General features: G+C 50.9%; 29 protein-coding genes. 12 read left to right on the forward strand and 17 right to left on the reverse strand.

Features of this window, described 5'->3' with window-relative positions; translation table 11 throughout:
* Positions 1-8 precede the first annotated feature (8 nt).
* Positions 9-923: a 1-phosphofructokinase gene (gene pfkB / locus G5B47_RS09740; protein ID WP_165097321.1), complete on the reverse strand. Its 915-nt coding sequence runs from the start codon at positions 921-923 to the stop codon at positions 9-11.
* A 3-nt stretch (positions 924-926) separates the two neighbouring features.
* Positions 927-1,673, reverse strand: coding sequence for a DeoR/GlpR family DNA-binding transcription regulator (locus G5B47_RS09745; RefSeq protein WP_165097323.1), 747 nt, complete (start codon positions 1,671-1,673; stop codon positions 927-929).
* 306 nt (positions 1,674-1,979) lie between these two features.
* On the opposite strand from G5B47_RS09745, the gene G5B47_RS09750 reads away from it, so the two are divergent.
* Positions 1,980-3,335: an arsenic transporter gene (locus G5B47_RS09750; RefSeq protein ID WP_165097325.1), complete on the forward strand. Its 1,356-nt coding sequence runs from the start codon at positions 1,980-1,982 to the stop codon at positions 3,333-3,335.
* 113 nt (positions 3,336-3,448) lie between these two features.
* Here the strand turns inward: G5B47_RS09750 and G5B47_RS09755 are convergent, their stop codons facing one another.
* Entirely contained in the window at positions 3,449-4,120 is a 672-nt protein-coding gene (locus tag G5B47_RS09755) for a DUF2642 domain-containing protein (protein ID WP_165097327.1), read from the reverse strand.
* A gap of 165 nt (positions 4,121-4,285) precedes the next feature.
* Here G5B47_RS09755 and G5B47_RS09760 point away from each other — a divergent pair, with 165 nt between their 5' ends.
* Positions 4,286-4,588, forward strand: a complete 303-nt coding sequence (locus G5B47_RS09760) for a hypothetical protein (protein WP_165097329.1) — start codon at positions 4,286-4,288, stop codon at positions 4,586-4,588.
* 231 nt (positions 4,589-4,819) lie between these two features.
* On the opposite strand, the gene G5B47_RS09765 is transcribed toward G5B47_RS09760, so the two are convergent.
* The gene (locus G5B47_RS09765; RefSeq protein WP_165097331.1) at positions 4,820-5,290 is read right to left on the reverse strand and encodes an RpiB/LacA/LacB family sugar-phosphate isomerase; all 471 of its coding nucleotides are present in this window, start codon (positions 5,288-5,290) and stop codon (positions 4,820-4,822) included.
* Between the two features lie 219 nt (positions 5,291-5,509).
* Between G5B47_RS09765 and G5B47_RS09770 the strand changes: the two genes are divergently transcribed.
* Together G5B47_RS09770 and G5B47_RS09775 are read left to right on the forward strand one after the other, a co-directional pair.
* Positions 5,510-6,067 (forward strand): hypothetical protein, encoded by a 558-nt coding sequence (locus G5B47_RS09770; RefSeq protein ID WP_165097333.1) that lies wholly within the window; start codon positions 5,510-5,512, stop codon positions 6,065-6,067.
* A gap of 96 nt (positions 6,068-6,163) precedes the next feature.
* Positions 6,164-7,144 (forward strand): S-layer homology domain-containing protein, encoded by a 981-nt coding sequence (locus G5B47_RS09775; protein WP_165097335.1) that lies wholly within the window; start codon positions 6,164-6,166, stop codon positions 7,142-7,144.
* Between the two features lie 175 nt (positions 7,145-7,319).
* On the opposite strand, the gene G5B47_RS09780 is transcribed toward G5B47_RS09775, so the two are convergent.
* The 6 genes from G5B47_RS09780 to G5B47_RS09805 form a co-directional block, all read right to left on the reverse strand.
* Complete coding sequence (locus tag G5B47_RS09780) at positions 7,320-9,464, reverse strand: Tex family protein (protein WP_165097557.1); 2,145 nt, start codon at positions 9,462-9,464, stop codon at positions 7,320-7,322.
* A gap of 446 nt (positions 9,465-9,910) precedes the next feature.
* The gene (locus G5B47_RS09785) at positions 9,911-10,261 is read right to left on the reverse strand and encodes a type II toxin-antitoxin system PemK/MazF family toxin (protein WP_025333625.1); all 351 of its coding nucleotides are present in this window, start codon (positions 10,259-10,261) and stop codon (positions 9,911-9,913) included.
* Between the two features lie 3 nt (positions 10,262-10,264).
* Positions 10,265-10,546, reverse strand: a complete 282-nt coding sequence (locus G5B47_RS09790) for a CopG family ribbon-helix-helix protein (RefSeq protein WP_025333624.1) — start codon at positions 10,544-10,546, stop codon at positions 10,265-10,267.
* 191 nt (positions 10,547-10,737) lie between these two features.
* On the reverse strand, positions 10,738-11,940 hold the full coding sequence (alr, locus tag G5B47_RS09795) for an alanine racemase (protein WP_165097337.1): 1,203 nt from the start codon (positions 11,938-11,940) through the stop codon (positions 10,738-10,740).
* Positions 11,941-12,132: 192 nt separating this feature from the next.
* Complete coding sequence (locus tag G5B47_RS09800; RefSeq protein WP_165097339.1) at positions 12,133-13,224, reverse strand: outer membrane lipoprotein-sorting protein; 1,092 nt, start codon at positions 13,222-13,224, stop codon at positions 12,133-12,135.
* 189 nt (positions 13,225-13,413) lie between these two features.
* The gene (locus tag G5B47_RS09805) at positions 13,414-14,649 is read right to left on the reverse strand and encodes an MFS transporter (protein WP_165097341.1); all 1,236 of its coding nucleotides are present in this window, start codon (positions 14,647-14,649) and stop codon (positions 13,414-13,416) included.
* 153 nt (positions 14,650-14,802) lie between these two features.
* Between G5B47_RS09805 and G5B47_RS09810 the strand changes: the two genes are divergently transcribed.
* Positions 14,803-15,381 (forward strand): TetR/AcrR family transcriptional regulator, encoded by a 579-nt coding sequence (locus G5B47_RS09810; protein WP_165097343.1) that lies wholly within the window; start codon positions 14,803-14,805, stop codon positions 15,379-15,381.
* 93 nt (positions 15,382-15,474) lie between these two features.
* Here the strand turns inward: G5B47_RS09810 and G5B47_RS09815 are convergent, their stop codons facing one another.
* The 5 genes from G5B47_RS09815 to G5B47_RS09835 form a co-directional block, all read right to left on the reverse strand.
* The gene (locus tag G5B47_RS09815) at positions 15,475-16,230 is read right to left on the reverse strand and encodes a DUF3600 domain-containing protein (protein WP_165097345.1); all 756 of its coding nucleotides are present in this window, start codon (positions 16,228-16,230) and stop codon (positions 15,475-15,477) included.
* Positions 16,220-16,804 (reverse strand): sigma-70 family RNA polymerase sigma factor, encoded by a 585-nt coding sequence (locus G5B47_RS09820; protein WP_165097347.1) that lies wholly within the window; start codon positions 16,802-16,804, stop codon positions 16,220-16,222. The genes G5B47_RS09815 and G5B47_RS09820 overlap by 11 nt, the downstream gene beginning before the upstream one ends.
* Positions 16,805-17,161: 357 nt before the next feature.
* Entirely contained in the window at positions 17,162-18,439 is a 1,278-nt protein-coding gene (locus G5B47_RS09825; protein WP_165097349.1) for a B12-binding domain-containing radical SAM protein, read from the reverse strand.
* A gap of 53 nt (positions 18,440-18,492) precedes the next feature.
* Positions 18,493-18,972 carry a DinB family protein gene (locus G5B47_RS09830; protein ID WP_165097351.1) on the reverse strand — a complete coding sequence of 160 codons (480 nt, stop codon included), beginning with the start codon at positions 18,970-18,972 and terminating at the stop codon, positions 18,493-18,495.
* Positions 18,973-19,019: 47 nt separating this feature from the next.
* Positions 19,020-19,562 carry a hypothetical protein gene (locus G5B47_RS09835; RefSeq protein WP_165097353.1) on the reverse strand — a complete coding sequence of 181 codons (543 nt, stop codon included), beginning with the start codon at positions 19,560-19,562 and terminating at the stop codon, positions 19,020-19,022.
* Positions 19,563-19,660: 98 nt separating this feature from the next.
* On the opposite strand from G5B47_RS09835, the gene G5B47_RS09840 reads away from it, so the two are divergent.
* Positions 19,661-20,575: a phosphatidate cytidylyltransferase gene (locus G5B47_RS09840; RefSeq protein ID WP_165097355.1), complete on the forward strand. Its 915-nt coding sequence runs from the start codon at positions 19,661-19,663 to the stop codon at positions 20,573-20,575.
* Here the strand turns inward: G5B47_RS09840 and G5B47_RS09845 are convergent.
* Complete coding sequence (locus G5B47_RS09845) at positions 20,568-21,455, reverse strand: LysR family transcriptional regulator (RefSeq protein ID WP_165097357.1); 888 nt, start codon at positions 21,453-21,455, stop codon at positions 20,568-20,570. The genes G5B47_RS09840 and G5B47_RS09845 overlap by 8 nt on opposite strands.
* A 131-nt stretch (positions 21,456-21,586) precedes the next feature.
* Between G5B47_RS09845 and G5B47_RS09850 the strand changes: the two genes are divergently transcribed.
* The 6 genes from G5B47_RS09850 to G5B47_RS09875 all read left to right on the forward strand — a co-directional run bounded on the left by G5B47_RS09850 (position 21,587) and on the right by G5B47_RS09875 (position 25,173).
* Positions 21,587-22,327: an SDR family NAD(P)-dependent oxidoreductase gene (locus tag G5B47_RS09850; protein WP_165097359.1), complete on the forward strand. Its 741-nt coding sequence runs from the start codon at positions 21,587-21,589 to the stop codon at positions 22,325-22,327.
* Between the two features lie 527 nt (positions 22,328-22,854).
* A complete protein-coding gene (locus G5B47_RS09855) occupies positions 22,855-23,100 on the forward strand; it encodes a spore gernimation protein GerQ (protein ID WP_124695360.1) in 246 nt (81 codons plus the stop codon).
* A 13-nt stretch (positions 23,101-23,113) separates the two neighbouring features.
* Positions 23,114-23,500, forward strand: a complete 387-nt coding sequence (locus tag G5B47_RS09860; protein ID WP_165097361.1) for a spore coat protein — start codon at positions 23,114-23,116, stop codon at positions 23,498-23,500.
* Positions 23,497-24,633, forward strand: a complete 1,137-nt coding sequence (locus G5B47_RS09865) for a zinc-dependent alcohol dehydrogenase (protein WP_165097363.1) — start codon at positions 23,497-23,499, stop codon at positions 24,631-24,633. Before G5B47_RS09860 ends, G5B47_RS09865 begins: the two co-directional genes overlap by 4 nt.
* 32 nt (positions 24,634-24,665) lie before the next feature.
* Entirely contained in the window at positions 24,666-24,872 is a 207-nt protein-coding gene (locus tag G5B47_RS09870) for a hypothetical protein (RefSeq protein WP_025333609.1), read from the forward strand.
* 4 nt (positions 24,873-24,876) lie between these two features.
* Positions 24,877-25,173 (forward strand): spore coat protein, encoded by a 297-nt coding sequence (locus G5B47_RS09875; protein WP_165097559.1) that lies wholly within the window; start codon positions 24,877-24,879, stop codon positions 25,171-25,173.
* A 136-nt stretch (positions 25,174-25,309) separates the two neighbouring features.
* On the opposite strand, the gene G5B47_RS09880 is transcribed toward G5B47_RS09875, so the two are convergent.
* On the reverse strand, positions 25,310-26,530 hold the full coding sequence (locus G5B47_RS09880) for a glycosyltransferase family 8 protein (protein WP_165097365.1): 1,221 nt from the start codon (positions 26,528-26,530) through the stop codon (positions 25,310-25,312).
* Positions 26,531-26,571: the final 41 nt, after the last annotated feature.

Below are 26,571 nucleotides of genomic sequence, written 5' to 3' on the forward strand. Positions count from 1 at the left end.
GATCCGGCTTATGAAAGGGGGACGATCTCAACTTGCGGACGCAGCCGCTCGATCTCCTCCTTTGTTGCCAGGTCATCGGAAAATGCAGTGGCGCTTCCCGAAGCGACTCCCGCGCGGAAAGCCTCAATCGGGTCTCCGGTAAGAAACAGCGTGCCGACAAATCCGGCTATCATCGAATCCCCCGCGCCTACGGAATTCTTCACCGTCCCGGACGGTACAGTAGCGCGGTATACGTTATTTTGAGTAATAAGCAAAGCTCCCTCGCCCGCCATGGAAATCAGCACATGCTTGGCGCCCTCTTCCAGAAGCTTGCGGCCGTAAGTGACAATCTCTTCGATAGAGTTAATTGTAACCCCGTACAGTTCTGCCAGCTCGTGATGATTCGGCTTTACCACCAGCGGTTTATGAACCAGAGCGTTCATCAGAGCCTTACCGGTAGTATCAATGACGAACTCCGCACCGGACTGTCCGCAGGCCTCGATAAGCTTCTGATAGAAATCCCCTCCGAGCGATGGAGGCGCGCTGCCCGACAAAATGACGATATCATTCTCCTGCAGATGGGACAGTTTATCCAGAAGCTGCTGTGCCTCCTCGTCACGAATGACCGGCCCAAGTCCGTTAATCTCCGTTTCGTCCCCATGTTTGAGCTTGATGTTGATCCGGGTGTCATCCGCCACGAATACGAAATCGCTTTGGATAGAGTCTTCACGCAATTTGTCGGCGATATACCGGCCGGTAAATCCCCCAAGGAAGCCCAGAGCCGTATTCTCCACCCCAAGCTGGTCCAGAACGCGGGATACGTTGATCCCTTTGCCGCCGGGAAGCTTCAAATCCCGCTTCATCCGGTTCAAGTCGCCAAGCTTCAGATCTTCAACCTCCACGATGTAATCGATGGAAGGGTTAAGCGTCACAGTATAAATCATCAATCATCCCTCAATTATTTTGGTTTTACTTGCAATGGATTGGCGAAGCCTCTCTGGTACGGCCTCCGTTATCACGGTAGCTTCATGCAGATCGAACAATTTGGCAAAAGCAACCTCGCCGAATTTGCTGGAGTCTGCTAGCACGTAGGTTGCGGCGGATAACTGATGGGCCCGTCTCTTGATCAGCGCTTCCTCGGGATCAGGTGTCGTAAACCCCCACTCCGCATCTACGCCATTTGTACCCAAAAAGCATTTATCGAAACGAAAATTGTCCATGTTTTGAAATGCGATGCTTCCGATAACGGCTTTGGTGTGGCTTTTCATCATGCCTCCGAGAAGATAACTCGTAATACGCTTGTTTACAAGCGTTTCGACATGGGACAAGCCGTTGGTAACGACGGTTATGCCCTTCGCGTTAATGTGGGGAATCATGGCTAACGTAGTTGTTCCCGCATCCAGATAAATACATTCACCATCAAGCACTTGGCTCGCGGCCAAACGGGCAATAACGTTTTTGGGCTGAATGTTTTTGAAGGTTTTTTCCTCCATGCCGGGTTCTTGGCTTCGGTTGGCTACCAAAGATGCTCCGCCATGCACCCTCTTCAGCAAATTGCGGCTCTCCAGATCGATTAAATCCCTCCGCACCGTCGATTCCGAAGCTTCGAGCATTTCCGTAAGCTCCTGGATTTTAACGACGCCCTTTTCTTGTAAGCGCTGTATTATTAACCTGCAGCGTTCCTCTGTAAGCATTTTCATTCCTCCACCTGACCATATAGTATCATATCCCCAGCAAAAAACAATCATTATTATTCATATTCCCTCAAAAACCTCCAATATTTTTAGGTAAATATTGCAATATTGTGAACGCTTACTTTTTTTAAAGGTAAATCTAACAAACTTCGGAAATGCGGATTCTCTCGAAATCGCAATTTGAAAGTATATATTTTAATGTTTGGTTCAACAACCAGTTCCTACCAAAATGGATTGAATATAAATATATTAATTAGAAGAAATGCAGCGTTGCCTTATTTTTACAAGGCATGAAGGAGGGCAGTTATGACATTCGACATCGGATTTACAGGTTTTGTTTTCATTATGACTATGTTCGCTATTTTCTGGAGGCCTGGAGGTATAAATGAAGCATGGCCGGCATCCATTGGGGCTGGACTAATATTACTTACAGGAATCGTATCTGGCAGTGATGTTGCAGACATTATCCATAAAATCGGCGGGGCGTCCATTACCATTATGGCAACGATTATCATGGCGGTCATATTGGAAAGCTTCGGATTTTTCAACTGGGCCGCTGTAAGACTTGCCACTATGAGTCAAGGCTCCGGTTATCGCTTATATTGGTACATTCAGATGCTATGTTTTTTGATGACCCTATTATTTAACAATGACGGAAGCATCCTGATTACGACCCCTATATTAATATTACTGTTAAAAAATCTGCGGCTAAAACCGCATCAAATGATTCCTTATCTATTAAGTGGAGCTTTGATCGCAACAGCTTCCAGCGCTCCTATCGGGGTAAGTAATATTGTTAATTTAATTGCATTGAAAATTGTTAATATGAGCCTGTTTATGTATACAGCCATGATGTTTATACCAGCCATAATCGGATTATTGTTCATGTCGTTACTAATGTTTCTTGTATTAAAAAAGAGATTGCCAAAGACATTGCCAACCTCAGCTTATGATTTGGAGGAGCAATTCTTCACTACAAACTTCCATCCGCTAAAGGGAAAAACTTCAGTAGAAACCAAGAGAAAACGAAGCCTGTTCATGTTGAAAATATTACTGTTTGTCTTTGCACTTCGCTGCCTCCTTTTTGTTGCCTCCTTCTTCTCCATACCCGTTGAATGGGTGGCGGTATCGGGTTCGATCTGCTTACTTGTATGGAGATGGTACCAACTGGGTACGAATCCCGTCGATATACTGAAGAAAATTCCGTGGCATATTCTGGTCTTCGCCTTCTCGATGTACGTTATTATTTACGGGCTTATGAATGCCGGACTGATAACACTCCTGATAAAAGTATGTACTCCCATTGTTTCTCAAGGATTACTGCACGCAAGCTTGATTATGGGCGGATTGGTTTCCGTTCTATCAAACGTCTTTAATAATCATCCTGCCTTGATGATCGGAACTATTACTCTAACAAAAATGAATCTTGATCCGGTAACGCTAAAAACGATCTATCTTGCAAATATTATAGGCAGCGATGTGGGTTCCTTGCTGTTTCCTATTGGAACACTCGCCTCTCTTATCTGGATGCATATCCTTAGACAAAAGAAGATTAAAATTAAATGGAAAGATTATTTACACGTCACGCTGATTGTTATTCCGCTTACAACCATAGTCACCTTGTTTCTGCTGTACTATTGGGTTCAACTGATTTTTAGCTGAATGCCAATACGAAAAAGATGTGGGGCTTCAACCGTTAAATCCAGCAATATCAACGGTTGAAGCTTGTTTCTTGGCACAGGTTGCCCGGAACTCAAATGAGTAACGGAAGCTCTTTATTTTCTTGGAAAGTTTACGGTCTGAATATGGTCTATCAGTCCAAATATACTTTCACCGTTCGGAGTGACAAGCTCAAACATGGGGGCCTGAACTTTTTTTAGTAATCCGACCTTCTGAGGATCGTTAACCATATCCATCGCGATGAAATTCCCCACCATATTTTCAAGCTGCCGGTTGAAGTCAGGCTCTACGGATACAGCAGAAAGATTGGACAAGAGCTCATCTTTCTTCAGAGCATACGGGACAACTTTGGCAGGATAAGGGATCATATATTTAAGATGCTTCATACGAACGAGTATGGTATCAAAAACAGGGGAATAGAAGAGAAGATAATCGTCCAGTATATTCTGAATGTACCCATGAAGCACATGAACTCCGGTAATATATATTTCTGTGAAAATACCCTTGCTATTCTCCACAAGCGGCCGAAGGGAGATCGTATCTTGACTTGAAGGGAGGGATTGGTCAACATGATCCGGACCGGAGGCAGCTTGTGTATTTTGCATTAAAAATCTAATGTGGGCAGCCGGAATGTACAGGTATTTGACTCCATTGTTAATGATTACAACATCCGGTCCATAATCTATCAAGGTCCCTTCCAAAGGCTGGAGCAATCCCGAAACCATTGCAATAACTTGTTTGCCTAACAGATCCTTCAGCAAGTTCATGCAGCATCTCTCCTTAATTATAGATGAGTTAATGTAAATATATGTACTTAATAGGTAAAGGTTTTGGTTGTTTTAACCACTTATTTAAATAATAGTCAAATAAACTAGTCAGAACTTCATAGAAAGGAATACTATACATTATCACATTGGAAGGGAGTCAAAAGAATGAAACATCTAGATTTGCATTTCGATCAGGGCGCTGGCGTTGGGCAGGGTTATTTTATAGAAGAAATCCCCCCTGGAATTGATGCATTGGTGGAGTTGAAGAACGAAAGCAAAGACGCGGCCGTTCAGCTTGTTATTACTCGATATAATGCTTCTACCCTCACGTTTGATGTTGGTCCGCATACGGAATTTGCAGTGGAAGTAGGTAATATTCAAACGGTAGGGATCTTCGTTCCGGGGACTCAGCCGGCAAGAGGCCGGTTAATTATCATTCCGAATTTTTCGAATATCAATCTTGTATAATGCATAGTCAGTGAGAGATTCCGCGAAAATACTAAATTGTATAAAAAATATCGTACTCACCTGAATAATTTAGGAGAAATACGATATTTTTTGTATCAGGAATAATCTATAAGCAGAAACAATCAGGGGATTTTAGAGGGGAAAAACAGGATCTGGCTCAGGTGAAGAATGCCGGCCACTTTCGGGAAGCAATGGGCTTAAGGTCTCCGAAAGCGGCCGAAGCCCGAGTTCTTAGATTTCGGACAATTTCTTCAAATGCTTCTCCGAGATTTCAACGACCTTGTCCACGCGCCGCTTGTACTTCTCAACATCTCCCAAATGATCGGTCGTCATCCACACGCGGACGGTTTCCAGAGCGATCGCCGAGCCGATAATTTTGGCGCCGATACACAGCACATTGGTGTCGGAGTGAGAACGCGCCAGCTCCGCGCAGAACGGGTCCTGGCACACCGCCGCGTATAGCCCGTGAATTTTATTGGCGATCATCGCGCTTCCATAGCCCACACCGTCGACGAATATGCCGCGGTCCGCCTTTCCATCCGCTACGGCCAAAGCCGCAGGATATACATAATCGGGCAAATCGCAAGCTTCCTCATTGTCCGTCCCGAAATCCAGAACCTCGTGCCCTTGACTGATCAGATAAGCCTTTACTTCCTCTTTCAAGGAATACCCCGCATGATCATTGGCTACCGCAATCTTCATTTGTGAAACGCCCCCATTTCATTTATTCTCAACGATACTACTTGTGAACTTCTCTATCTTATCGCTTCGTTGCAGAGATTTCCAGCAGCGGGCTTCAAGATTATTGTTCTATATATAAAAAAGTAAAACTTTCTAGTTCAGTTAAATTATTGTGATCATTTCAATCGAGAAATCGTCTATGCTACATGGGGAAGATAAAATAAGGAGGGTGCTACAGGGATGGAAGAAAAGCCGGCCACCAATAAAAACAGGGCATTAATGTGTCTAAGCCTTCTCCTATTAACGGATATCGCATTGTTTCTGTTGCACCTAAATAACTATTATCTAAGGCCGCTGTTTAAGCCACCGGAGTTCTTCTTGTTGCTATACAATGTTGTTTTCTTCGTTATCATTTTGATATTGCTTAAAAGAATATATACCTTAATCATATCAGGATTCTTTCTAGCTATATTCCTGTTGTTCGCCCTTATTTATTATTCACTTTCCGAATATAAATATGATTATTTTCAATCTCCTAAAGAAACACAAACTCTTATTGTCAAGTACAGCATGGCTTCTATGGGAGAATATTCATATACTTATGAATTTTATAAAAAGTCATTGTTCGGTTTACTAATGAAAAAAATGAAGGGTCAAGAATATCAAGACCAAATTCTGAATTTTGAAGATTACCAAACGGCCGAGCAAGTTCTGGGAATGGATGATCCTGAGTGGCTTAGTGAGAAGGAGATCATTTTCCACACATTGGCCGGTGATAAGAAAATAAAAATCAAATAGAAAATGGGACGGCCGGGGCTGTTTTTTGGACAAACCTGAATCTGCCTGCAACTTTTTGGCGTAATGGGGCATCTAGAAGGATAAGAGGTGATAATCATGAATATACAGACATTCAGGCACAGCGCCAAAAAAATGACCATAGCATGCGGCATTTTGGCCGCCTCGGTATCCTTCGGAGCGTCGGCGTTCGCTTTCTCCGACCTGAAAGGTGATCCGGCGGAGGCTAAAATCAATGCACTGCATGAAGCCGGGGTGATTAACGGAGTGACCAGCCAGCTTTTTGCTCCCAAGTCCAAAATGACATACGGCCAAGCTGTCCAGTTGATCGTTAGCGGACTTGCCCTAAAGCAAAATCCGGTGCCGGGCAGTCCGTCCAAGGCCAGCGATTATTTTGCCAAGGTCGACGACAAGTCCTGGTATGCCCCTTCTCTCCTGATCGCCGTACAGAACGGCCTGCCGCTTGACAAGACGCTCCTTCCGAATGCGGCGGTTTCCCGCGCCCATTTTGCGCAGCTGCTGGATGCGGCCTTGAGAGCCAAGGGCGATTTTCCGGTGACGAAGATGTATTTCAATATCGCCGATGGCGGCAAACTGAGCGCGGAGGCGGACGCCAGTCTCCAGACGCTGCTTAATATGCGCATTATTTCGCTGGAGCCGGGTGGCAAGTTCCGTCCGGATGACGCCGTTACCCGCTCGGAGGCGGCCGCCTGGGTGCATGATGCAAGAGCCTTCGTGGAGCGCATGACGGGGTCGATTGGCGGCGGAGAGGATTCCACCGGCACAAACCCGGCCGCAGAGCTCAAAGTGGAAAAGATAGCGGACGGCGTGAACAAAGTCTCGGTGACGGTCGGCAATCTGCCCAATCCGGGCTACGGCCTGACGATTGCGAGAATCGAGTTTGGCGACGGACAAAAGGCCGTTATTTATTATGAAATCACCAATCCGGGATCGGGCATATATCCGCAGGTCATCTCCAAGGCGACAGCCGTTGCTTACCTGCCGGAAGGCTACACGGCAAGCGCAAAGCCGCTTCCCGGTTCGTATACGCCGCCGGAGCCCGATAACCCGCAACTCTAAGACGCCGCGTAAAGCTTGCGTTGCGGGATGCAGCGGCGGCACCTTCTTTTATCGGGCCGGATACCTCAAATAAAAACCTCCAGACCAACTCCGGCCGAACCTGTCTAACAGGTTGGACCGGGGTGGCTTGGAGGTTTCGTATTACTGGTCAACCAGAGTCCTCTGGTTGGCCTTTTTATTCAGCGCGCGGCGGGCGCATCGTCAGGCTGACCCGGCCTTTTTTCAGGTCGACGCCGAGCACCCATACGGTTACATTGTCGCCTACGGACACAACGTCCATCGGATGCTTGACGAAGCTTGAGCTGAGCTGGGAAATATGCACCAGCCCGTCGTTCTTGATGCCGATATCGACGAAGGCGCCGAAGTCGATGACGTTGCGCACCGTGCCCTGCAGCTCCATGCCGGGCGCCAAATCCTCGATCTTCAGCACATCGGTGCGGAAGATCGGCGGCGGCAGCTCCTCACGCGGATCGCGGCCGGGACGCTGAAGGCTCTCCAGAATGTCGCGCAGCGTCGGCACGCCGACGTCAAGCTTCGCGGCCAGCTCCTCTGGGTTCTGTACGGCAAGCACAGGCGCCAGCTCTTTGCTGCCGATCCGCGCCAGCTCAAGCCCAAGCTCCTTGAACAATCGGCTGACGACGTCATACGATTCGGGGTGAATCGGGGTGCGGTCGAGCGTGTTCTCGCCCTCCGGAATGCGGAGGAACCCGATGCACTGCTCGAACGATTTGGCGCCGAGGCGCGGCACCTTCTGCAGCTGCTTGCGATTTTTGAAGCTTCCGTTCTCTTCGCGGTACTTCACGATATTCTTGGCGATGGTCGAATTGATGCCGGCCACGTAGGAGAGCAGCGACGGCGATGCGGTGTTCACGTCCACACCGACATGGTTAACCGCCGATTCCACCACCGCCTTCAGGCTCTCGTCCAGATACTTCTGCGATACATCATGCTGGTACTGCCCGACGCCGATCGCCTTCGGCTCGATCTTGACCAGCTCCGCCAGCGGGTCCTGCACGCGGCGGGCAATGGATGCGGCGCTGCGCTCCGCCACATCCAGATCCGGGAACTCCTCCTGCGCGAGCTTGGAGGCGGAGTACACGCTGGCCCCGGCCTCATTGACGATGAGGTAGGCCAGCTCCGGGTCGCCGATGTCGGCGATTGTCTCGGCGGTGAACTGCTCCGTCTCCCGCGAGCCGGTGCCGTTGCCGATCACGATGAGCTGAATGCCGTACTTCGCGATCAGCTCCTTGAACTTCTCCGCCGCCTCACGCTTCTTGTTGTTCGGCGGCGTCGGATAGGTTACCGCCACCTCCAGCAGCTTGCCGGTCTCGTCGACGACCGCCAGCTTGCAGCCGGTGCGGTACGCGGGGTCGACGCCGAGGACGCGGCGTCCCTTGACCGGCGGCTGGAGCAGCAGGCTGCGCAGGTTGCCGGAGAAGATCGAGATGGCCTGCTTCTCGCCCTTCTCGGTCATTTCCCCGCGCACCTCGCGCTCCACCGAAGGAGCAATCAGCCGCTTGTAGGCATCCTCGGCCACGGCCTCCAGCAGGTCCTTGACCGGGGACGGCCCTTTAACCAGCTTGCGGGTGATATAAGCATGAACGCGCGCCGTATCCACCTCGATGCCCACCTTCAGCACGTTCTCCCGCTCCCCGCGGTTGATGGCAAGGATGCGGTGCGGCGGCATTTTGTGAACCGGCTCGCGGTAGTTGTAGTAGTTCTCGTATACGGATTCCTGCTCCTTGTCCTTCGCTTCGGAGACGAGAACGCCCTGCGACGCCGTGAACTGGCGCACCCAGGCCCGGACCGCCGCGTCATCGGCGATTGCTTCAGCGATAATATCCTGCGCGCCCTGAAGAGCCTGCTCGGCTGACTCCACGCCTTTTTCGGCATCGATATATTTTGCGGCCTCGGCTACCTCGTCTGCGCCCCGCCGCTGCTCCAGGATCCAGTCGGCCAGCGGTTCCAGCCCCTTCTCCTTGGCGACGCTCGCCCGGGTCTTTCGCTTCTGACGGTACGGCCGGTATAGGTCTTCCACTTCCTGGAGCTTGACCGCTTTCGTTATTTGCTCCCGCAGCTCGCCGGTCAGCTTGCCCTGCTCCTCGATGATCCGGATGACTTCGCGTTTGCGTTCGCCGAGCGAGCGCAAATAGCTGAGCCGCTCCTCAATATCCCGCAGCGCGTTCTCGTCCAGCTCTCCGGTCATCTCCTTACGGTACCGGGCGATAAACGGGATCGTATTGCCCTCGTCCAGCAGCCCCGCGGTCGTCCCTACCTGCTTCTCCGACAGGCCAAGCTCCCTGGCGATCTGGCTGATCATCGTCTGCCGCTCCCGGCGCGCCGCTTCCTCCGAAACGGTATTCTTATCCTGTTCGATCAATGAGCTTCCTCCTCCAACCTCTTAAGTCCGCTATGTCAAATAGTATCATACTTGGCCAAAGACGTTCCAGCCGCCCTGGACAATCTCCGGGGTAAAAAAGCTCGCGGAAAGGCTCAGACACGCGCTTCTTCGAAACTTCAGCGGATAGAGTAACAGCAATGCTCTTCCATACAAAACCATTCGTTGTTCCCGCGAGTACTACGAGGGAATTGCGGCTTATGGCTCTCTGCCGTCACCCTGTATCTTTAGCCTCATGGCTTTCAAAATCAGCAAACTGGAGCTTTAACACGTACAACCGCTGGGGACGGCCAGAAAGACGACAAAAAGGCTCACCGCGCAGCCGCGGCGAGCCTTTCGTAAAATTTTCTATGAAATCGCGTTCCTGCTTAAAAATCAATCAGCCCCAAGCTGATTTGCAGCGAATCATCCACCTTTTTCATCGTTTCGTCATCCAGGTGGGTGATCTTATCCGTCAAGCGCTGCTTGTCGATCGTCCGGACCTGCTCCAGCAGAATGACGGAATCCCGGTCAAACCCGTGGGACGCCGCTTCAATCTCTACATGGGTGGGCAGCTTGGCCTTCTGAATTTGTGCGGTAATTGCCGCAACAATTACCGTAGGACTGAAGCGATTGCCAATATCGTTCTGAATAACCAGCACGGGCCTTACCCCGCCTTGCTCCGAGCCCACTACTGGCGAAAGGTCGGCAAAAAAAACGTCGCCGCGTTTTACGATCAATATCTACACCCCGCTTACTAAGCGGCCAAGAGTGCTGTCTGCATCTTCCTCGGCTAGGAACGCTTCACATGCCATGGTCAAGTTGATCTTGGCCATTTCCATGTATCCACGCTGCATGGACTCCCTGATGGAACGCTTCCTCCGTTCGCTGAGATACAGCTTCATGGCCTGCCGGATCAATTCACTGCGGTTGGAATTTTCCATCTGGACAATTCCGTCCACCTCCTGCAAGAGATGATCGGGCAAGCTGATCATGATTCTTTTGGTGTTTTGCAAATTGGCCAACTTCTCTTCCACCCCCACAAACCTACTGCCCTTGTATTCCAGTGTAGCATTATGCAAGGAATTTTATACAAGGAATATATGCCGTCAGTATATCAAGTATGCTGCATTCAATTATAAACTAGAAACGGCGGTTCGTATAGACCATAAGTCACATCATTGTCCACGAATTCATATTCCTTGATGATTCCCGCTTATCCTACAGGATTGGGGCTTCCGGATTGCAGTAAGGCATTCACCAGGCGGGGAGCCGAGCCTTCGCGGATATAGACGCGCGGCACCCGGTGGGCCAGCATGCAGGTCACCTCGTAGTGTATCGTTCCAAGATGGAGAGCCACCTCGTCTGCCGTAATGGAGCCGCCAGCCTGGCGGCCGATGAGTACAACCTCTTCGCCGGCTTTGATTTGTTCCGCCTCTTCGGCGAAAGATTTGAGCGATACCATACACTGGTCCATGCAGATGGTTCCGACGACAGGAACGCGGCGGCCGCGTATTAACACCTCTGCCTTGCCGCTCAGCATGCGGGAATATCCGTCTGCGTACCCTATGGGCAGCGTCGCGATATATTCACCGCTACCTGCGCGGTAGCGGGTGCCGTAGCTGATGCCCCAGCTCTCCGGCAGGCTTTTGACATATACAGCCTTTGTCTTCAGCGTCATGACCGGTTGCAGCTTCACCTGCTGCCGGTTCACCTCGGTCGAAGGATAGAATCCGTATATGCTGACGCCCACGCGAACCATGTTCGGAGATAAATGCGGGGTATCAATGGCCGTAGCGCTATTGCCCGTATGTATGATCGGGATGTGGATCTGTCTTTCCCGAAGCGCTTCCGTCACGCTCATGAACCGTCGGTACTGCTCCAGTGTATAGCTTTTGTCTGCTTCATCCGCTTTGGCAAAATGGGTGAACATCCCCTCCAATTCCAACTGCCGAACGCGCTGCGCCTCTTCAATGAACGGCGGCGCATCGGCCGGAAGAAGTCCGAGTCGGCCCATGCCGCTGTCGATCTTGATGTGCGCCTTCAGCTTCCGGCTGTCATTCACAGGAAGCTTCGATGCCGCCTCCAGCACTTCAGGAGTAAAAAGCGTCACGGTTACGTCGTTCTCCCAGGCGGCCTCAATGGCTTCCGGGGGCGTATAGCCGAGCACCAGAATCGGCAGGCCGATTCCCGCCTGACGCAGCTCGATCGCCTCGTCCAGAAAAGCCACACTGACATAATCCGCGCCCAGACGTTCCAGTTCCCGTGTCACTTCCACTGCCCCATGACCGTAGGCATTTCCTTTGACGCAAACCATAAACTTCATACCCGCCGACAAATGCCGGCGGAAGCTCTCGTAATTTGCGCGCAAAGCATCCAAATCAATCTCGGCTACGGTCGGTCGATAGCTTTCTTGCACTTCCAGTCACCTTCTCGTGTGAAATAAGCATCTGCCATGGATTGCATTGATCTCTTTCTTATTCGTAATGGTAATGCTAACGGAAGGGACTGTCAATGTAAGCAGGGATTTGACGTTACGGAGGAAAGCAAAGCGGATACTACATTGTAGAAGGAAATCATCCCACAATAAGCAGTATCCGCCTACAACCTATTATTTACCCGCTTGATCCTGCATAGACACGGCAATTTCCATCATTTCACTTGGGGGGAGGTTCGCGCTGGTAATCCGGAACTGAAGTCCGTCGCTCATCCAGGTCAAAGTCTGCTGCTCATCCTGGGCCCCGGTCAGAAGACCGAGGGTGAAGCCAAGGTCAACGCCTTCTCCCGGCGCAAGCGACACGGCCTGATCGAGCGGACGCGATTCCATGATCGTGTACTGGTAAATTCCCTCGTACCGCAGAAGCACGGCATGGTCGTCGCTGCTCTCGACTTTGTTGGAATCCTTGAACTTCACGCCTTCGGGAGTGTACCCCGGTTCAATGATACCGAAATCGCCAAGCTGCGCGCTCGCCTGGGCCTGCGTTCCATCCTGAGTATCCGCGGCAGGCAGAGGGTTGCCGTTCTCATCGACCTCGGCCACCGTATTTTCCGAAGCGCCTTGCGAAGCCATATTCTTCTGCATGTCAAACGAATCGGCGGTAAACTCGGGGGTAAAGGTGAATTTATCGAACTTCACATCGACCACGACCTTGGCTTCCGCGTCCGATACCTGCACCTCTTTGGGCCCGTAAGTCTTTTTGTCCAGCCAAATCTTCTGCCGCACCAGGGCGCTGCTCTGGTAATTGGCCGCAACGTCGAATATGTAGCTGTCCTTGTCGGCCACGAACTGGCGGTTGTTGTCAGCGACGATGCCTTTCACCAGCGTCTGGTACAGGTAGACCTGCCCCTGATTGTCCGGCCAGTCACTCTGGAACCGGAAGCTCTTGCCGAGACTCGGAGTCAGCACAAACACGCCTTCATCGTTGCGCAGCACGATCTGCGTCAGGTTCTTCTGCACGTTGGCCAGGCTGATCCGGTAATACGACGGATTTTTGTACCATACCTCAACCTTATACTCCTGCGGCTGCTCTCCGGTATACAGGGTCATCGTGCCCGCCCCCTGATAAGCTCCCGTCTTGCTCTCCAGCTTGTCGGCCACGTCGTTCAAATCCTTGACCACGGACGCGGCATCCTTCTTTCCGCACCCCGTCATCAGAAGGGCCACGCTCATAATGACCGCGAGTACCCATGCTATCCGGCGCATGACATCATCCCCTTAACCTGTTTTGAATGCATTGATTAGTACATGTCTATGAGGGACAACAACGCAATATGCAGACAGGCGTGACAAGCGTGGGACCTCGGATACACCCGGGCAAAAATAAACGGCAAGAACCTGCACAGGTCTCAGGTTCTTGCCGTTACAACCGGCGCTGCGGCCGGGAATAGATGTTTATTTATTGGCGACGGTTTCGCCGCCATGGTTAACCAGCGCAGCCGCCGGCTGTTTGTGTTCCGTAAAAAAGTACAGCAGGGCCAAAACCGGCATCAGGAAGCCTAACAGGGCTGCCGAGGACCAGCCGCCGTAAGCATAAGACCAGCCACCCAGGAAAGAGCCTAATGCCCCGCCGACAAAGAATATAGCCATAAACAGGCCATTCAGACGCCCTCTGGACTCGCTCCCCAAGGAATAGATCGCACGCTGCCCCAGTACGAGATTACCGGAAACTCCCATGTCCAGCACGATTGCGGCAAGAAGGAGCAATGCCAGAGATACAGCAGAATTTCCACGGACCAGATACGCGAGTAACAAGGATGCAGCTGCGATCGTAATAGCCAGACCGGTCAGCATCCGGGTCCAGCCCCGGTCAGCCAGTCTCCCTGCGATTGGAGCAGCTACCGCACCAGCCACACCGGCCAAGGCAAATAAGGCGATTCCTTGCTGCGACAAATGAAAATATCCGGATAACCGCAGCGGGACAACGGTCCAAAAAAGACTGAAGGAGCCAAATAGAAAAGCTTGATAAAAGGCTCTGCGGCGCAAAACAGGCGTTCCTCTCCAAAGAGCTCCCAACGAGCCTATCAATTGGGCATATTTCAGGGTTGGCGCGGGCTTGCGCTCAGGAAGTGCGCGAGACAGAAGAAGGGTCAGCAAGGCAATGATTCCAGCCGACAGCCAAAATATAACTTTCCATCCAAAGAGGTCGGCCAGAAAGCTTGCCACCGGACGGGCGAACATAATCCCCAGCAGCAGTCCGCTCATTACATTGCCTACGACACGGCCGCGCTGCTCTTCCGATGCCAGATAAGCGGCATAAGGAACAAGAATTTGCGCTGTTACAGATCCAAGTCCGATAAATAGAGACGCCGCCAGAAAAATCGCTGCATTCGTCGCCAGCGCCGCTGCAATCAGAGCACACACGACGACGATCAATGCGGAAACTGCCAAACGCCGATTTTCGATAAGATCACTAAGCGGAACGATGAACAGCAATCCGAGTACATAACCGATTTGCGTCAGCGTTACGATTAATCCCGCCGCGCCGGGCGACAAACCCGTAGCCTCGCTGATGGGTCCCACCAAAGGTTGAGCATAATAAAGATTGGCAACGATAAGGCCACACGATATGGCCAGCAGCAGCATGATCCAGTTCGGCACACGTTTAACTTCAGACTGCGAATGATTCATTCTGATTCCTCCTTAGTTTTAATCCACATCTATATAATATACTGAACGTTCAGTTTTGTAAATAGTTTTTCCAACCCATAAATATTTTGTATAATATACGTACAGTATATGTCAGGCAAAGCTTGATGGAACTTTTAAGGAGGAGAATTCACTATGAATACCAAAAGAGGACGTCCACGCAATGTCGAAGCCGAAAAGGCTATTCTAAACGCCTCCTATGACCTGCTGCTCGAAACCGGCTTCGGTGCCGTAACGGTTGAAAAAATTGCGGAACGGGCCAAGGTCAGCAAAGCGACCATTTATAAATGGTGGCCCAATAAGGCTGCTGTCGTCATGGCCGGCTACCTGTGCGCGGCTTCCGAAAGACTGCCTATACCCGATACCGGGTCGGTGTTTGACGATATCATCATTCATGCCTCGAATTTGGCCAGATTTCTGTCAAGCCGGGAAGGGAAAGTTATTACCGAGCTGATCGGTGAGGGACAATTTGATCCGGGGCTGGCTGAAGCCTACCGGGCGGAATTTTTCCATCCCCGGCGGCTTGAGGCGCGGCAGCTTCTGGAGCGGGGAGCCCAGCGGGGTGAACTTAGAGAGGGCCTGGATATCTCATTATGTATTGATCTCTTGTACGGCCCCATCTTTTATAGACTGTTAATTACCGGCGAAAATCTGGAAGAAACGGTTATAAAAAATTTAATAACCTATGGGTTTGAGGGGATTAAATCTCGCTAAACTGAAAATTAAAAGCCCATGTGCCTGCTGATTGCAGAGCGCATGGGCTTTCGTTCATGGACAAGACCGCACTAACCGTGGCGGGGTCAGGAGTCAGGAAGCCGGCTTCAGCATAATCCCCAATTGCTTCTGGTAGGGCTCCAGCTGCCGGATCAGTGATTTCAGCTGTTCGCTCTCTTCAGCCGTAAACGCCCGGGCGCTGCCGTCCGGCTTCACCTCTATCTTTTGAATTTCGCCGATGATTCTCTTCACTTTGGCAAAATCCTGGCTGCTGAGGTTTTGCTCCCCGTGGACCAGCGCCTTTTTCCAGAACGCAGCGCTGTCCACCTGCTGCCCGGTTTCCTTCACGCTCCCATTCCCGGTCCCCTCTGCGTTCAATTTTTCAAAATAAGGCTCCAGCTCCGCGTTCAATTTATTATAGGCTTCCTGATCTTCAGGGCTCAGCCGCTCGGGATGCAGCGCTCCCTTGTCATCGGCTATCTTGAGGTTATAATCGCCCAATTTTTTAAGCAGGACCGAAAGCTTCGCGAACTCCTGCGGTTCAAAGCTCTGCTCTGCCGCTTGCAGCTTCGCTTCAAGATGGTCATACTGCTGCTGGGTTCCGCCGAATTGCTCCAGCCGCTCCTGCGAACCATATACGGAGTCCGCCAGGTAGTGATACCCGGCATAGGCTCCGGTAGGAACGAGCAGCACGGCGGCCAGAATGCCTGCCGCAATCCATTTTTTCATTCTTCTTCCCTCCGGTCTCAATGATTGGTGATTCAATATTCTGTCCTTCAGTTCCGCGGGAGCCATCCAGCCGCTGCTTTCTTCCCGCAATGCCTCCTGCAGCTCTTGCTCAAGCTTCATGCAAATCCTCCACCTTTCCCCTAAGCAAAATCTCGCTGCTCCGCTTGCTGCGCAGCTTCCTCAAAGCGGCGTGGATACGGGATTTTACCGTTCCGAGAGGGATGCCCAGCGCATCCGCAATTTCGTCCTGAGAGTACTCGTTCAAATAGTGCAGAATCACGACCTGCTTCAGCTTGTACGGAAGGCGTTCCACGCTTGCAATCAGCGGGCGGTATGATAATCTATCCGCCACCTCCCCGGAAAAATCATGATCGGCGACGCTTCCGCTCTGCTGCGCTTTTTTAATCAGGCGGATATGATTCCACCTCTTTCTCCGGTATGCCCGGATTTGCCGCATGACCACCCCCATCAGCCACGGACGAAAAGGCCTGGCCGCGTCATACTGCCCAAGAGACCTGTACGCCTGAATGTAAATCTCCTGAACAACATCATCCGTATCGGATGATTCGCCAACGAGGAAACGGACGGTTCGATACACCTCGGTTATCGTTTTTTCATACAGCTGGCTGTACGCTTCACGGCTGCCGGCAAGCACAAGCGCTGCGAGCTGCGATTCTTCGCTTGGATTGTTCATCCGCCATTCCCCCTTCGGTCTTACACTCTATATTGGAGAGTACCGGATATTTCGTTCGCTTTTTTTGAAATTAGACTGGAAAAGCTCCCGTTTATACTCCCCTCGGGGACGTATTTAGTGAAACAAACGGGAAAAGCTCCAGCTTATTTCTGAGAAAAGGGCCTTTTCCGGGGAAATCCCCCTATTAAGAGGGGGAAAATCCCTTTTATTCAGTGGATACTCGGATTTGGGTCCAATAAGCTCCGCTTTTTCCCGTTCAGCTCTCCAGTTAACCCATAATGCAAGCACTGCTCCTTACAGCCGTAACGATACATTAAAATCAACGCAAAAAAAGCCCCCAGCCTGCGGACTTCCCGCTTAACGCTTGAGGGCCAATCGGTATCCCAGATTGATAATGAAGTTGTAAAAGAGATGCGTCCTTGAAACCCTCATCCGCCTGATAAATGAGGGCAGCGAATAGAACCTGCGGCGAAAATCGAGGTAGCCCTCAAGCAGCTCCTCCGAGGTCATATTCCGGGGACGGAACACGACATCCGTCTTACCGTTGTACAGACTCCAGTCTTCATTCAGCAGCCGCTGTTCCTGCTTCATTCCGGCATAGACGGGTGTCCGGGGCAGCGGGGTAAGCAGGCTGACGGTCACTCCGTCAATCCCCAGCTCCTCGCAGGCCTCCAGCGTATGCCGGAAGGTTGCTGGTGTATCCTCGTCAAAGCCGAACACAATGCCGGCCTGGATCATGATTTTGTGCTTGTGCAGCTTTCGGATGATATCACGGTATGTATGGACCCGGTTGATCCCTTTGTTGACGCCCCGCAATGCGGATGGCGAGAAGGACTCCAGCCCGACGAACAGATACAGACAGCCCGCTTCCCTTGCCCGCTCCAGCAGCTCGTCGTCATTGCAATCGGCGAGGGTCACCTGCGCGGCCCATTTTTTGCCCAAAGACTTCAGTCTCTCCATCAGTTGGGTAGCGTGGGCTTTATCCGCAAAAAAATTATCGTCCCAGAATACGAAAAACTTCGATTTCATTAAAGAGATTTCGCGGATAACCTCAGGAATCGGCCGGACGCGAAAGCGGTCGTGGTAAATCTGCTTCAGGTTACAGTACGCGCAGCGGTAAGGGCAGCCCCGTGTCGCGAACACCGCGCCTTTCATCAGCCGGTTTCTTTTTAAGAGATCCCATCTCGGTTGAGGAAGATTCTTCAGATCGGGTATGCCCTCCGACCGGTAGACGGCCCGTTCTTGTCCTGTATAAAAATCCTCCAGAAACGCCGGCCAGGTCACCTCCGCTTCACCGATCAGGATACTATCGCAGTGCCGCGAAGCCTCCTCCGGCAGCAGCGTAACATGCGGCCCGCCCATGACCACCTTGGCCCCATGTGCCCGGAACTTCTCCGCAATTTGGTAGCAGTGGTAGGCGTTCGGCGTATTCACGGTGATGGCTACCAAATCAAACGTACGGCGAAAAGGGATTCGCTGCCGGTACTCATCCACCAGCGTGATCTCATACTTGCTCTCATCGATGAACCCCGCCAAATACGGCATCGTAATCTGGACGAAGTTATTGAACTGCTTCCTTCTGAACCGATTGATCTTCTCGTTCTCGGGCTGAATGAGCAGAATCTTTTTCCTCATGGTTCACCTTCCCTATAAATCCAATCAGTGTTTGGTATCACTGGCTCGCCAACTTATTCCCTCATATTCCTCATCCAAAGCTTGCGGATATAAACTATTTGGCCGATATGATAGGCATTGTGGGTTGCCGCGTTGCTGATGATCTCCCACCATTTAGCCGGCTCTGGAAATCCTGCCACCTCGGCTTCCAGGCTTTCTTCGGACAGCAGCTCCTGCCACCCTAAAAGCACCTTCAGAAGCTCTGCACTTAACTCACGAAATGTGGTGTTCTCCGGTATGACAAAGCTGTTGTTGTTATCTCCTACAGGGGGCACAGCATCCATCCGGCGCTGCCGGTATCTGGTCTGCCACGTTTCATTCCAATACAGCAAATGCTGTGTAAGCTCAGCGATACTGCTGCTGTCTTGACCAGGCTTCCAAAAGGCTTCATCCTCCGTGATGTCTCGGACCACCTGCATGAACGGGATATGCCAGCTTGGATCATTCGCATTGGATAATAATTGATTGCTAAGGACATCCTTTGCATGAACCATTTTCTTCCCCCTTTCAACATGTTGAGAATTTCGCCGCACCCGCTATTTCAGCACTCCGGCTCGTACTCGCTTAATTTCCCTTCGTAGATCAAATGCAGCCGGTCATTTTGCCGAAAATCATCTGGCGTAACGAGCGCAGGCAGCTTATTCCACAGCTTGATACCGGACCTCTCCAGAATTTCCGCGACGAATTGCGAGCAAAAGTAGGAGTTGCTGAATTCGACTGGTTCTTTTAGCGCGACGCCGATCACGCCCAGAATGTTATAGAGATACTTTTGGCGGCTGCGGATAAAGATTTGCAGAACCCGCCTCATTTTCGCAACTTCCCGTCTTGTTACCCGAAGCTCATAGATGACGCATGTCGTATTCGGATACTTGCTGAATGTGCCTGTCTTGAGATCCTCCTTTACGAATCCGCCATTCAGGGGATTACTCGGGTGCTTTCTCCCGAAGCTGTACAGCTCCGAAAGCTCCCGGTTGAAGGAAATCGAAGCGTGATTGTAAGGCGCTTTCGTGTAGCCTTGAATGATTTTCGTAAAAAGTGTTCCGGTATTCGTAAGCAGAATATAAACCGATTGATCAGCTGCCATTTACAAATTTTCCCCTTATCAAGTGTGAACGTTTCCTTCATAATATCATAAGATTCCTTTAATGGATTCCTACTCTGCAGGCAAGTTGGTGATTGTCAGTGAACCGTTCGCTATTAACGCTCGTTCTTATTTTTGCAGTCCTATCGGTCATTCATCTGCTGTATTATGTGATGGGCAGAATTCAGCCGGGCAAAGACTATACGGGCCTTGGATTTCGCATTAAGACGTGGTGGGGCATGCTGCTCATTTTTTGCTTGGCCACCCTTTTCAACCCGGTCGTTTCGCTCCTATCCCTCATGGTGCTCGCCTTCTTCGCGCTGAAGGAATATTTCTCCATGATTAAGTCAAAAAAAGCCGACCGCAGGCTGTATCTATGGGCGTATTTGTCGATTCCCGTGCAGTTCTATTGGATCTATATCGGTTGGTACGGGATGTTTATTGTCTTTATCCCCATCTATGTATTCTTGTTCCTGCCGCTCCCGAGATTGATCAACAAAGGCACGGTCGGATTTCTGCGCAGCGTCAGCCGGGCCCAGTGGGGACTCATGCTGATGGTTTTCGGACTTAGCCACATGGCCTATTTCCAGATTGCCACGCCGCAGTACGGAGCGGGACTTGTGCTTTTTCTGGTGGTGCTGACGCAGCTTGGCGATGCTGTAAACTATCTCGCATCCATCTATTTCGGCAAGCGGAAGGTCGTCCCGACCGCCAATCCGAATTTGACGTGGGAAGGCTTCGCATGCGCTTTTCTCGTAACGACAGGGGCCTCGTATCTGATCTACCCTTACCTGACGCCGCTTGACCCGACTTTCGGTATCTTCTCCGGTATGCTGATCAGCCTGAGCGGTTTCTTCGGCAGCCTGACGGTTTCCGTACTGAAGCGGGATTTGTTAATCGGCGATGACGATAAGTTCGATGCGTTGAAAAAAAGCTACTTAAGCCGGGTCGACAGCCTGACCTACACCTCGCCGGTCTTTTTCCACGTGATCCGTTATTTTTTCGATTTTATGTAGCTAAATGCTGCTTCAGATACTGATAAAGCTTGTGCCCGGCCAACTGCGGCGGATATGCCGAAGCTTTGGACAGGAGCCCGAAAGTCATATGGATCAGGCTTCCTTGGATGCTGCGGGTGGTGGTTCCCGCTGAAACGGGCTCCGCTATAATCTTCGGGACAAGGGCGATGCCGAGGCCGCTCTGGGCGAAAAATTTCAACGCCGTCATGCTTCCGATCTCCATCGTATCAAGCGTCAGGTTCCCCGTTTCCTGCATCACCATCTCCAGCTTTCTGCGGTACGGACAGGTGGCCGAGGTGATCAGCAGGCGATAATCCCGAAGATCTTCGGGCGAGAGAACCTCTTTCAGCGCCAGCGGATGATCTTCAGGCATTAACGCTACGAACTCTTCCTTGAACAAGGGCTCAAAATAAAGGTCGGTCCCAAGATCCGGCGCCGAGCAGAGCGAAAAATCAAGCTCTCCTTTGAGGGTTCGCTCGCTCAGCAGCAGAGTGTTCCCGAACTCCACGGAAATGCGGATATTCGGATACTTGGACATAAACCCCTTCAGAATGCCGGGCAAACGGTAACTCGCTGTCGGCTCCGTCACTCCTATCCGAAGATGCCCTGATTCACCGAGCTGCAAATTGGCCAGATCCGTTTGGATTTGCTCCATGTTTTTTACGATTTGCAGGCTTTGGCCGTGAAATAATCTTCCGGCTTCGGTCAGCCGAAGTTCTTTTCCGTTTCCCCGTTCGATCAGTTGAACGCCCAGCTCGGCTTCAAGCTTCTGAATTTGCATCGTCACGGTCGATTGCACATAGTTCATTTCCTCAGCCGCACGGACGAAGCTCCCGTATTTCACGATCAATTGAAAAGTTTTAAGGGTTTTAAGATCCACCCTGCTCCCTCCTCTCTGCTAGTTCAAAACTTTTGAACATAAGCTTCAATTAGTTCAATTATACAAATCGAATGAGGCGATTTACAATATATTCAAGGATAAATCAAACTCGCCACAGGAGTGAATGGATTATGGATTTAAAACAGAAAGTGGCCCTTGTTACGGGCGGCGGCACGGGGATTGGCAGAGCGGCAAGCCTTATACTGGCCGAGCGGGGAGCAGCCGTTGTCGTCAATTATTCACGCTCCAGACCGGAGGCGGAGGAAACCGTCCGCCGGATTAACGATCTGGGCGGATGGGCGATAGCTGTACAAGCCGACGTATCCCGGGACAACGAAGTCCGGACCATGACCGAAACCATCGTTCAGCAATTTGGTACCGTGGATGTGCTCGTCAACAACGCCAGCATTACCAAGCATATTCCCATGGACGATCTGGAAGCGGCAACCGGGGAAACTTGGGATGAATTGTTCGATGTGAATGTGAAGGGCATGTTTTACTGCGCGCGGGCTGTTGCCCCCCATATGAAGAAAAATAAACAGGGAACGATCGTCAATCTCGGCAGCATCGCCGGACAAACCGGGCTCGGCTCCTCGCTTCCCTATGCCGTATCGAAAGCAGCCGTTCACGGTCTGACGAAATCGTTGGCCCGGGCGCTCGCTCCCGATATTCGGGTCAACTGTGTCGTGCCGGGCGCCGTCGCGACAAGATGGTGGGCCGGCAGGGAAGAACAAATGCGCAGGCTCGCTCCCCATCTTTTATTGCAGCGGATTGCAGCCCCCGAGGATATCGCCTCCATGATCTGCGCAGTCCTGGAACAGGAAGCGATGACTGGGCAGATCATTACCGTGGACAGCGGACAAACGTTGTAATTTGGAATCTGAAAAACCAAAAGAGAACGGCTGACGCCATTGTTCAATGGAATCAACCGTTCTTTTTTTGAATGATTAGCTTATAACAAACTCTGTGCCGCTTCAATCAATTGTTCTTTGGTCATATTCGGGGAATCGGTCTGTACATGATAGACAACTGTTCGGCCTCCTATATTGATCTCCTCGTATGCCGTACCTAGCGTAGAAGCTTGAAACATCTAAACATTGGTGTCACCGCCTGCAATTTGCCAAGTCAGATAGATCGCCACGGGTTCAAGTCTAACTCCTTCATAGGGCCGGCCTCCATTCGGGTCTTACAATGGATATTGGCTCATTTTGCCAAAAAGGTTCATTCAGAATGAAAAAATGTGATTACAACGATCATCGGTTCACACAAGGAGTGGATGATTAGAATCTACGGGGCTACGACCGGAGCCCCCCACGCCGGTTTCTTATTTTTAAGCATAATTCCGTAGGTCCGGGAAATGCTATCCCAGAAAACCAATAAGGAGGGGATTATTTCACATATGACTGCACAAATTCTGGCGCCGCATGAATCGATGGAACTTCACGAAGCGCTTAATTTTAAAACGCTCTGCTTGGCCAAATCCAAGCTTATGCAGGGAATCGTGTTTGATCAGGAGCTCAAAGACTTGATGCAAAAAGATGTCGAGCAGTCCATCCAGGCAATTGCGGAGCTGCAGGCCGTCTATGCCAGAGCTCCTTTCCAGGCACCCGTCCCCACCAATCGTCCCACGCCCATTCTAAACTAGAGGAGGAAACCCAATGAACCCGGATTATTTAGACCCGATAAACGCGTTAAATATGCCGGAAATGGCGGATACGACCTTTGCCACGGACTTCCTTATTCGTGCCAAAGAAGGAGTAAGAAATACGGCGATTGCCCTCACTGAAACGGCTTCTCCGGATGCCAGAGCGCTGCTGCGCAATCAGCTGAGACAAGGAATCGCAATGCACCAGGAGATTTCCGACCTCATGATGCGCAAGAAATGGTTCCATCCTTATGAGCTCAATGAGCAATACCAGCTGGACCAGCTTTCGGCAAACAACACGGTCATGATCGGGCAAATGAATTTGTTCCCGGAGGATACGGGGCGCAAAGGCTTGTTCGACCGGACGCCAGATGAACACATTCGAGGAAATCAGGCATGAAGGCCGTAACGTATCAAGGCATTAAAAATATCGCCGTAAAAGAGGTCCCGGACCCTAAAATAGAGAAGCCTGAGGACATGATTGTCAGATTGACCAGCACGGCCATCTGCGGCTCCGACCTCCACCTGATCCACGGGATGATTCCCAATCTTCAGGAGGATTATGTCATCGGGCATGAGCCTATGGGAATTGTGGAAGAGGTTGGCTCCGGAGTAACCAAGCTGAAGAAAGGCGACCGGGTGATTATTCCGTTCAACATCGCCTGCGGAGAGTGCTTTTACTGTAAAAACCATCTGGAAAGCCAATGCGACCATTCCAACGAAAACGGGGAAATCGGCGCGTATTTCGGCTACTCCGGAACAACTGGCGGGTATCCTGGCGGACAAGCCGAGTATTTACGCGTTCCTTTCGCGAACTTTACCCACTTCAAAATCCCCGAAAGCTGTGAAGAATCGGATGAAAAGCTCTGCCTGATAGCCGATGCGATGACGACCGCGTTCTGGAGCATCGACAACGCCGGTGTGAAGGATGGAGATACCGTGATCGTACTGGGCTGCGGCCCGGTGGGACTTCTTGCCCAGAAGTTTGCCTGGCTGAAAGGCGCAAAAAGGGTCATAGCCGTCGACTACGTCGATTACCGCCTGCGGCATGCAAAGCTTACGAATAAAGTAGAAATTGTCAATTTCGAGGAGCAGCAAAATATCGGCAACCACCTCAAGGAGCTTACCAAAGGCGGAGCCGATGTCGTGATTGACGCCGTCGGAATGGACGGAAAAATGAGCGATCTGGAATTCCTCGCAAGCGGCCTCAAGCTGCAAGGCGGAACATTGAGTCCTCTGGTCATCGCGTCTCAAGCGGTACGCAAAGGCGGAACGATCCAAATAACAGGAGTATATGGCGGGCGCTATAACGGGTTTCCGCTTGGCGATATCATGCAGCGCAACATCAACATCCGCTCCGGACAGGCTCCTGTTATTCATTATATGCCCTATATGTACGAGCTGGTAACCTCCGGTAAAGTGGACCCGGGAGACATTATTACGCACGTCATTCCGCTTAGCGATGCGAAGCGCGGCTATGAGGTCTTCGACACGAAGACGGACGATTGCATTAAAGTGATTCTAAAACCGTAATGACTGATCCGACAAGGGGTGAGTAATCAAAAATGAATCCATCATACGCTTTACACGAAACGCTCGAGGTCCATGAAATAGCGGCGTTCAAGACCGTCTGCCTGACGAAATCCAAAACGATGCAGGTTCTGGTGTCCGACCCGGAACTGCAGCAAATCCTGAAGCATGACGTTCAAGTATCCACGCAGCACCTTCAGGATCTAAGCACACTTTTATCCAAATCGCAGCAGGGGAGATGAAATGATGAACCCGATCCTGGAACGTATTACAGGGCTGAGCACCCTGACCGATGAAGTCATTACCATGGATTTTCTGATCACCGCCAAAAGCGGAGTCAGAAACTACGCCATGGCCGTCACCGAATGCGCCACGCCTGAAGTTAAATCCGTTCTGGTCAAACAGCTTGAGGAAGCAATAGACCTGTATGAAATGATTGCCGACTACATGGTTCGGCGGGGCTTATATCACCCGCATAATCTCAATGAACAAGTTCAACTGGATCTGCAAAACATTCAGACCGCTCTGAATATTCCGTCCTGAATGCGAATGCACCGGCTGCTTACTTTGAACTGATGGGAGCAGCCGGCTTATCCGCAAAAATCCAATCCATCCAAATTTACATATCTCTTTATCATGACGTCAGGTCTAAAGCTGGGGACAAGTGTGCAACAAACGATTATGAGGTACGCTTTAACGGACGCTTCGAACGGGATGTGTGAATGGTTCTGACTCGCCGCAGCTTCTTTTTGGCCGGTTTCAGGGCTTTGTTCTTCGCCGCCCGCTGGCGCTTGAGCAGTTTTACCCGCTTACGTGAACGATATTTCGCGCGGATTAATCTGAGCTTTCTCAGTCTTAATCTTCGCCGCAGGCGCAATTTCCTTCTCAGTCTCAACTTTCTCCGCAACCGAATCAATCTGCGGCGTTTCCGTCCGTGCGGCTTTACGGGAGCAATCACCGGTTCTTCCACTTGCGGTACGGGAATTTCAAGAACCGGCGGATCAGGAACCGGAATTTCCGGAGCGGGCGGCTCGGGCGGCGCAATCGCCAATTCTTCCTGCGGCGGGGGCGGCGGGTCTGGCGGGATGATGACCGGCTCCGGCTCGGAAACAGGAGCTGGTATAAATCCAGGAGCCCAGGGGGTCATGGCAAGATATTTTTGGTACAGCGGCGCAGCGGGCGAATCTTCATTCCACCATTTTCCGTCCCCGGCGAAATGTACTATTTTATTCTCCAAATCGAGCTCGGGGTGAGCGAACGTATTAAACCGCAGATCTAGCTGCACATAGTTTAAGCTGTACAGGGCATTCAGAATATCCTGGTCAGGCATCGTTATCGACGGAAAAGTGCGCATGAAACCGAGCATTTCTTGATACCAGGTCTCTCTGCTGCGGATATTGTTCAAATGAAACAGAATGACTCCCGAGTTAAAATACAGCTCCGCGTTAAGCCCAAGCGAAACAAAGTACTCCATCAAATTTACGCCTTGATCCCGAACTGCGCCTAAGTACTGCCCTCCCAGATCAACACTCCACAATTCGTTAATATCCATATTGACCAGAATATCGCAGTCCAGATAAATAACCCTGTCGGCCTGAATAATCTGCGGCAGCAGCAGACGGTACATACTGGCTATTGTCCAATAGTCGATTTTATTCACGCCGGCCGCAACTTCAAGAAAATCTCCGGGAATTGTGACATGATAAAAAAAGATGTTGTGATGAAACGCATCGACGAGCTGAGTGAGCCTTAACTTGTTCTCATCGCTTAGTGAATCATCATGAACAATGTGGACATTGATCGTCTGCTGGGTATTAGAAAAAATGGATGCAAGAACAACACCCGCATGCTCTGCGTATCTTCCGTCCCTATCGTTGATAGTCAAAACCAGCTCAATCATTTTCCGGATTCACCTGCCCTTAAAGTATGCTTTTGCATAGT

Origin of the sequence: Paenibacillus apii, from assembly GCF_011043685.1 — a bacterium.
Classification (GTDB): Bacteria; Bacillota; Bacilli; order Paenibacillales; family Paenibacillaceae; genus Paenibacillus_AQ; species Paenibacillus_AQ sabinae.

Coding starts and splice junctions, on each gene's coding strand:
- G5B47_RS09860 (WP_165097361.1), top strand. CDS start 23,114: ATGAACCCGGATTATTTAGACCCGATAAACGCGTTAAATATGCCGGAA.
- G5B47_RS09745 (WP_165097323.1), bottom strand. CDS start 1,673: ATGCTTACAGAGGAACGCTGCAGGTTAATAATACAGCGCTTACAAGAA.
- G5B47_RS09850 (WP_165097359.1), top strand. CDS start 21,587: ATGGATTTAAAACAGAAAGTGGCCCTTGTTACGGGCGGCGGCACGGGG.
- G5B47_RS09800 (WP_165097339.1), bottom strand. CDS start 13,224: ATGCGCCGGATAGCATGGGTACTCGCGGTCATTATGAGCGTGGCCCTT.
- G5B47_RS09835 (WP_165097353.1), bottom strand. CDS start 19,562: ATGGCAGCTGATCAATCGGTTTATATTCTGCTTACGAATACCGGAACA.
- G5B47_RS09770 (WP_165097333.1), top strand. CDS start 5,510: ATGGAAGAAAAGCCGGCCACCAATAAAAACAGGGCATTAATGTGTCTA.
- G5B47_RS09825 (WP_165097349.1), bottom strand. CDS start 18,439: ATGAGGAAAAAGATTCTGCTCATTCAGCCCGAGAACGAGAAGATCAAT.
- G5B47_RS09765 (WP_165097331.1), bottom strand. CDS start 5,290: ATGAAGATTGCGGTAGCCAATGATCATGCGGGGTATTCCTTGAAAGAG.
- G5B47_RS09820 (WP_165097347.1), bottom strand. CDS start 16,804: ATGAACAATCCAAGCGAAGAATCGCAGCTCGCAGCGCTTGTGCTTGCC.
- G5B47_RS09830 (WP_165097351.1), bottom strand. CDS start 18,972: ATGGTTCATGCAAAGGATGTCCTTAGCAATCAATTATTATCCAATGCG.
- G5B47_RS09775 (WP_165097335.1), top strand. CDS start 6,164: ATGAATATACAGACATTCAGGCACAGCGCCAAAAAAATGACCATAGCA.
- G5B47_RS09855 (WP_124695360.1), top strand. CDS start 22,855: ATGACTGCACAAATTCTGGCGCCGCATGAATCGATGGAACTTCACGAA.
- G5B47_RS09870 (WP_025333609.1), top strand. CDS start 24,666: ATGAATCCATCATACGCTTTACACGAAACGCTCGAGGTCCATGAAATA.
- G5B47_RS09755 (WP_165097327.1), bottom strand. CDS start 4,120: ATGAACTTGCTGAAGGATCTGTTAGGCAAACAAGTTATTGCAATGGTT.
- G5B47_RS09805 (WP_165097341.1), bottom strand. CDS start 14,649: ATGAATCATTCGCAGTCTGAAGTTAAACGTGTGCCGAACTGGATCATG.
- G5B47_RS09875 (WP_165097559.1), top strand. CDS start 24,877: ATGAACCCGATCCTGGAACGTATTACAGGGCTGAGCACCCTGACCGAT.
- G5B47_RS09815 (WP_165097345.1), bottom strand. CDS start 16,230: ATGAAGCTTGAGCAAGAGCTGCAGGAGGCATTGCGGGAAGAAAGCAGC.
- G5B47_RS09810 (WP_165097343.1), top strand. CDS start 14,803: ATGAATACCAAAAGAGGACGTCCACGCAATGTCGAAGCCGAAAAGGCT.
- G5B47_RS09880 (WP_165097365.1), bottom strand. CDS start 26,530: ATGATTGAGCTGGTTTTGACTATCAACGATAGGGACGGAAGATACGCA.
- G5B47_RS09865 (WP_165097363.1), top strand. CDS start 23,497: ATGAAGGCCGTAACGTATCAAGGCATTAAAAATATCGCCGTAAAAGAG.
- pfkB (WP_165097321.1), bottom strand. CDS start 923: ATGATTTATACTGTGACGCTTAACCCTTCCATCGATTACATCGTGGAG.
- G5B47_RS09750 (WP_165097325.1), top strand. CDS start 1,980: ATGACATTCGACATCGGATTTACAGGTTTTGTTTTCATTATGACTATG.
- G5B47_RS09780 (WP_165097557.1), bottom strand. CDS start 9,464: ATGATCAGCCAGATCGCCAGGGAGCTTGGCCTGTCGGAGAAGCAGGTA.
- G5B47_RS09760 (WP_165097329.1), top strand. CDS start 4,286: ATGAAACATCTAGATTTGCATTTCGATCAGGGCGCTGGCGTTGGGCAG.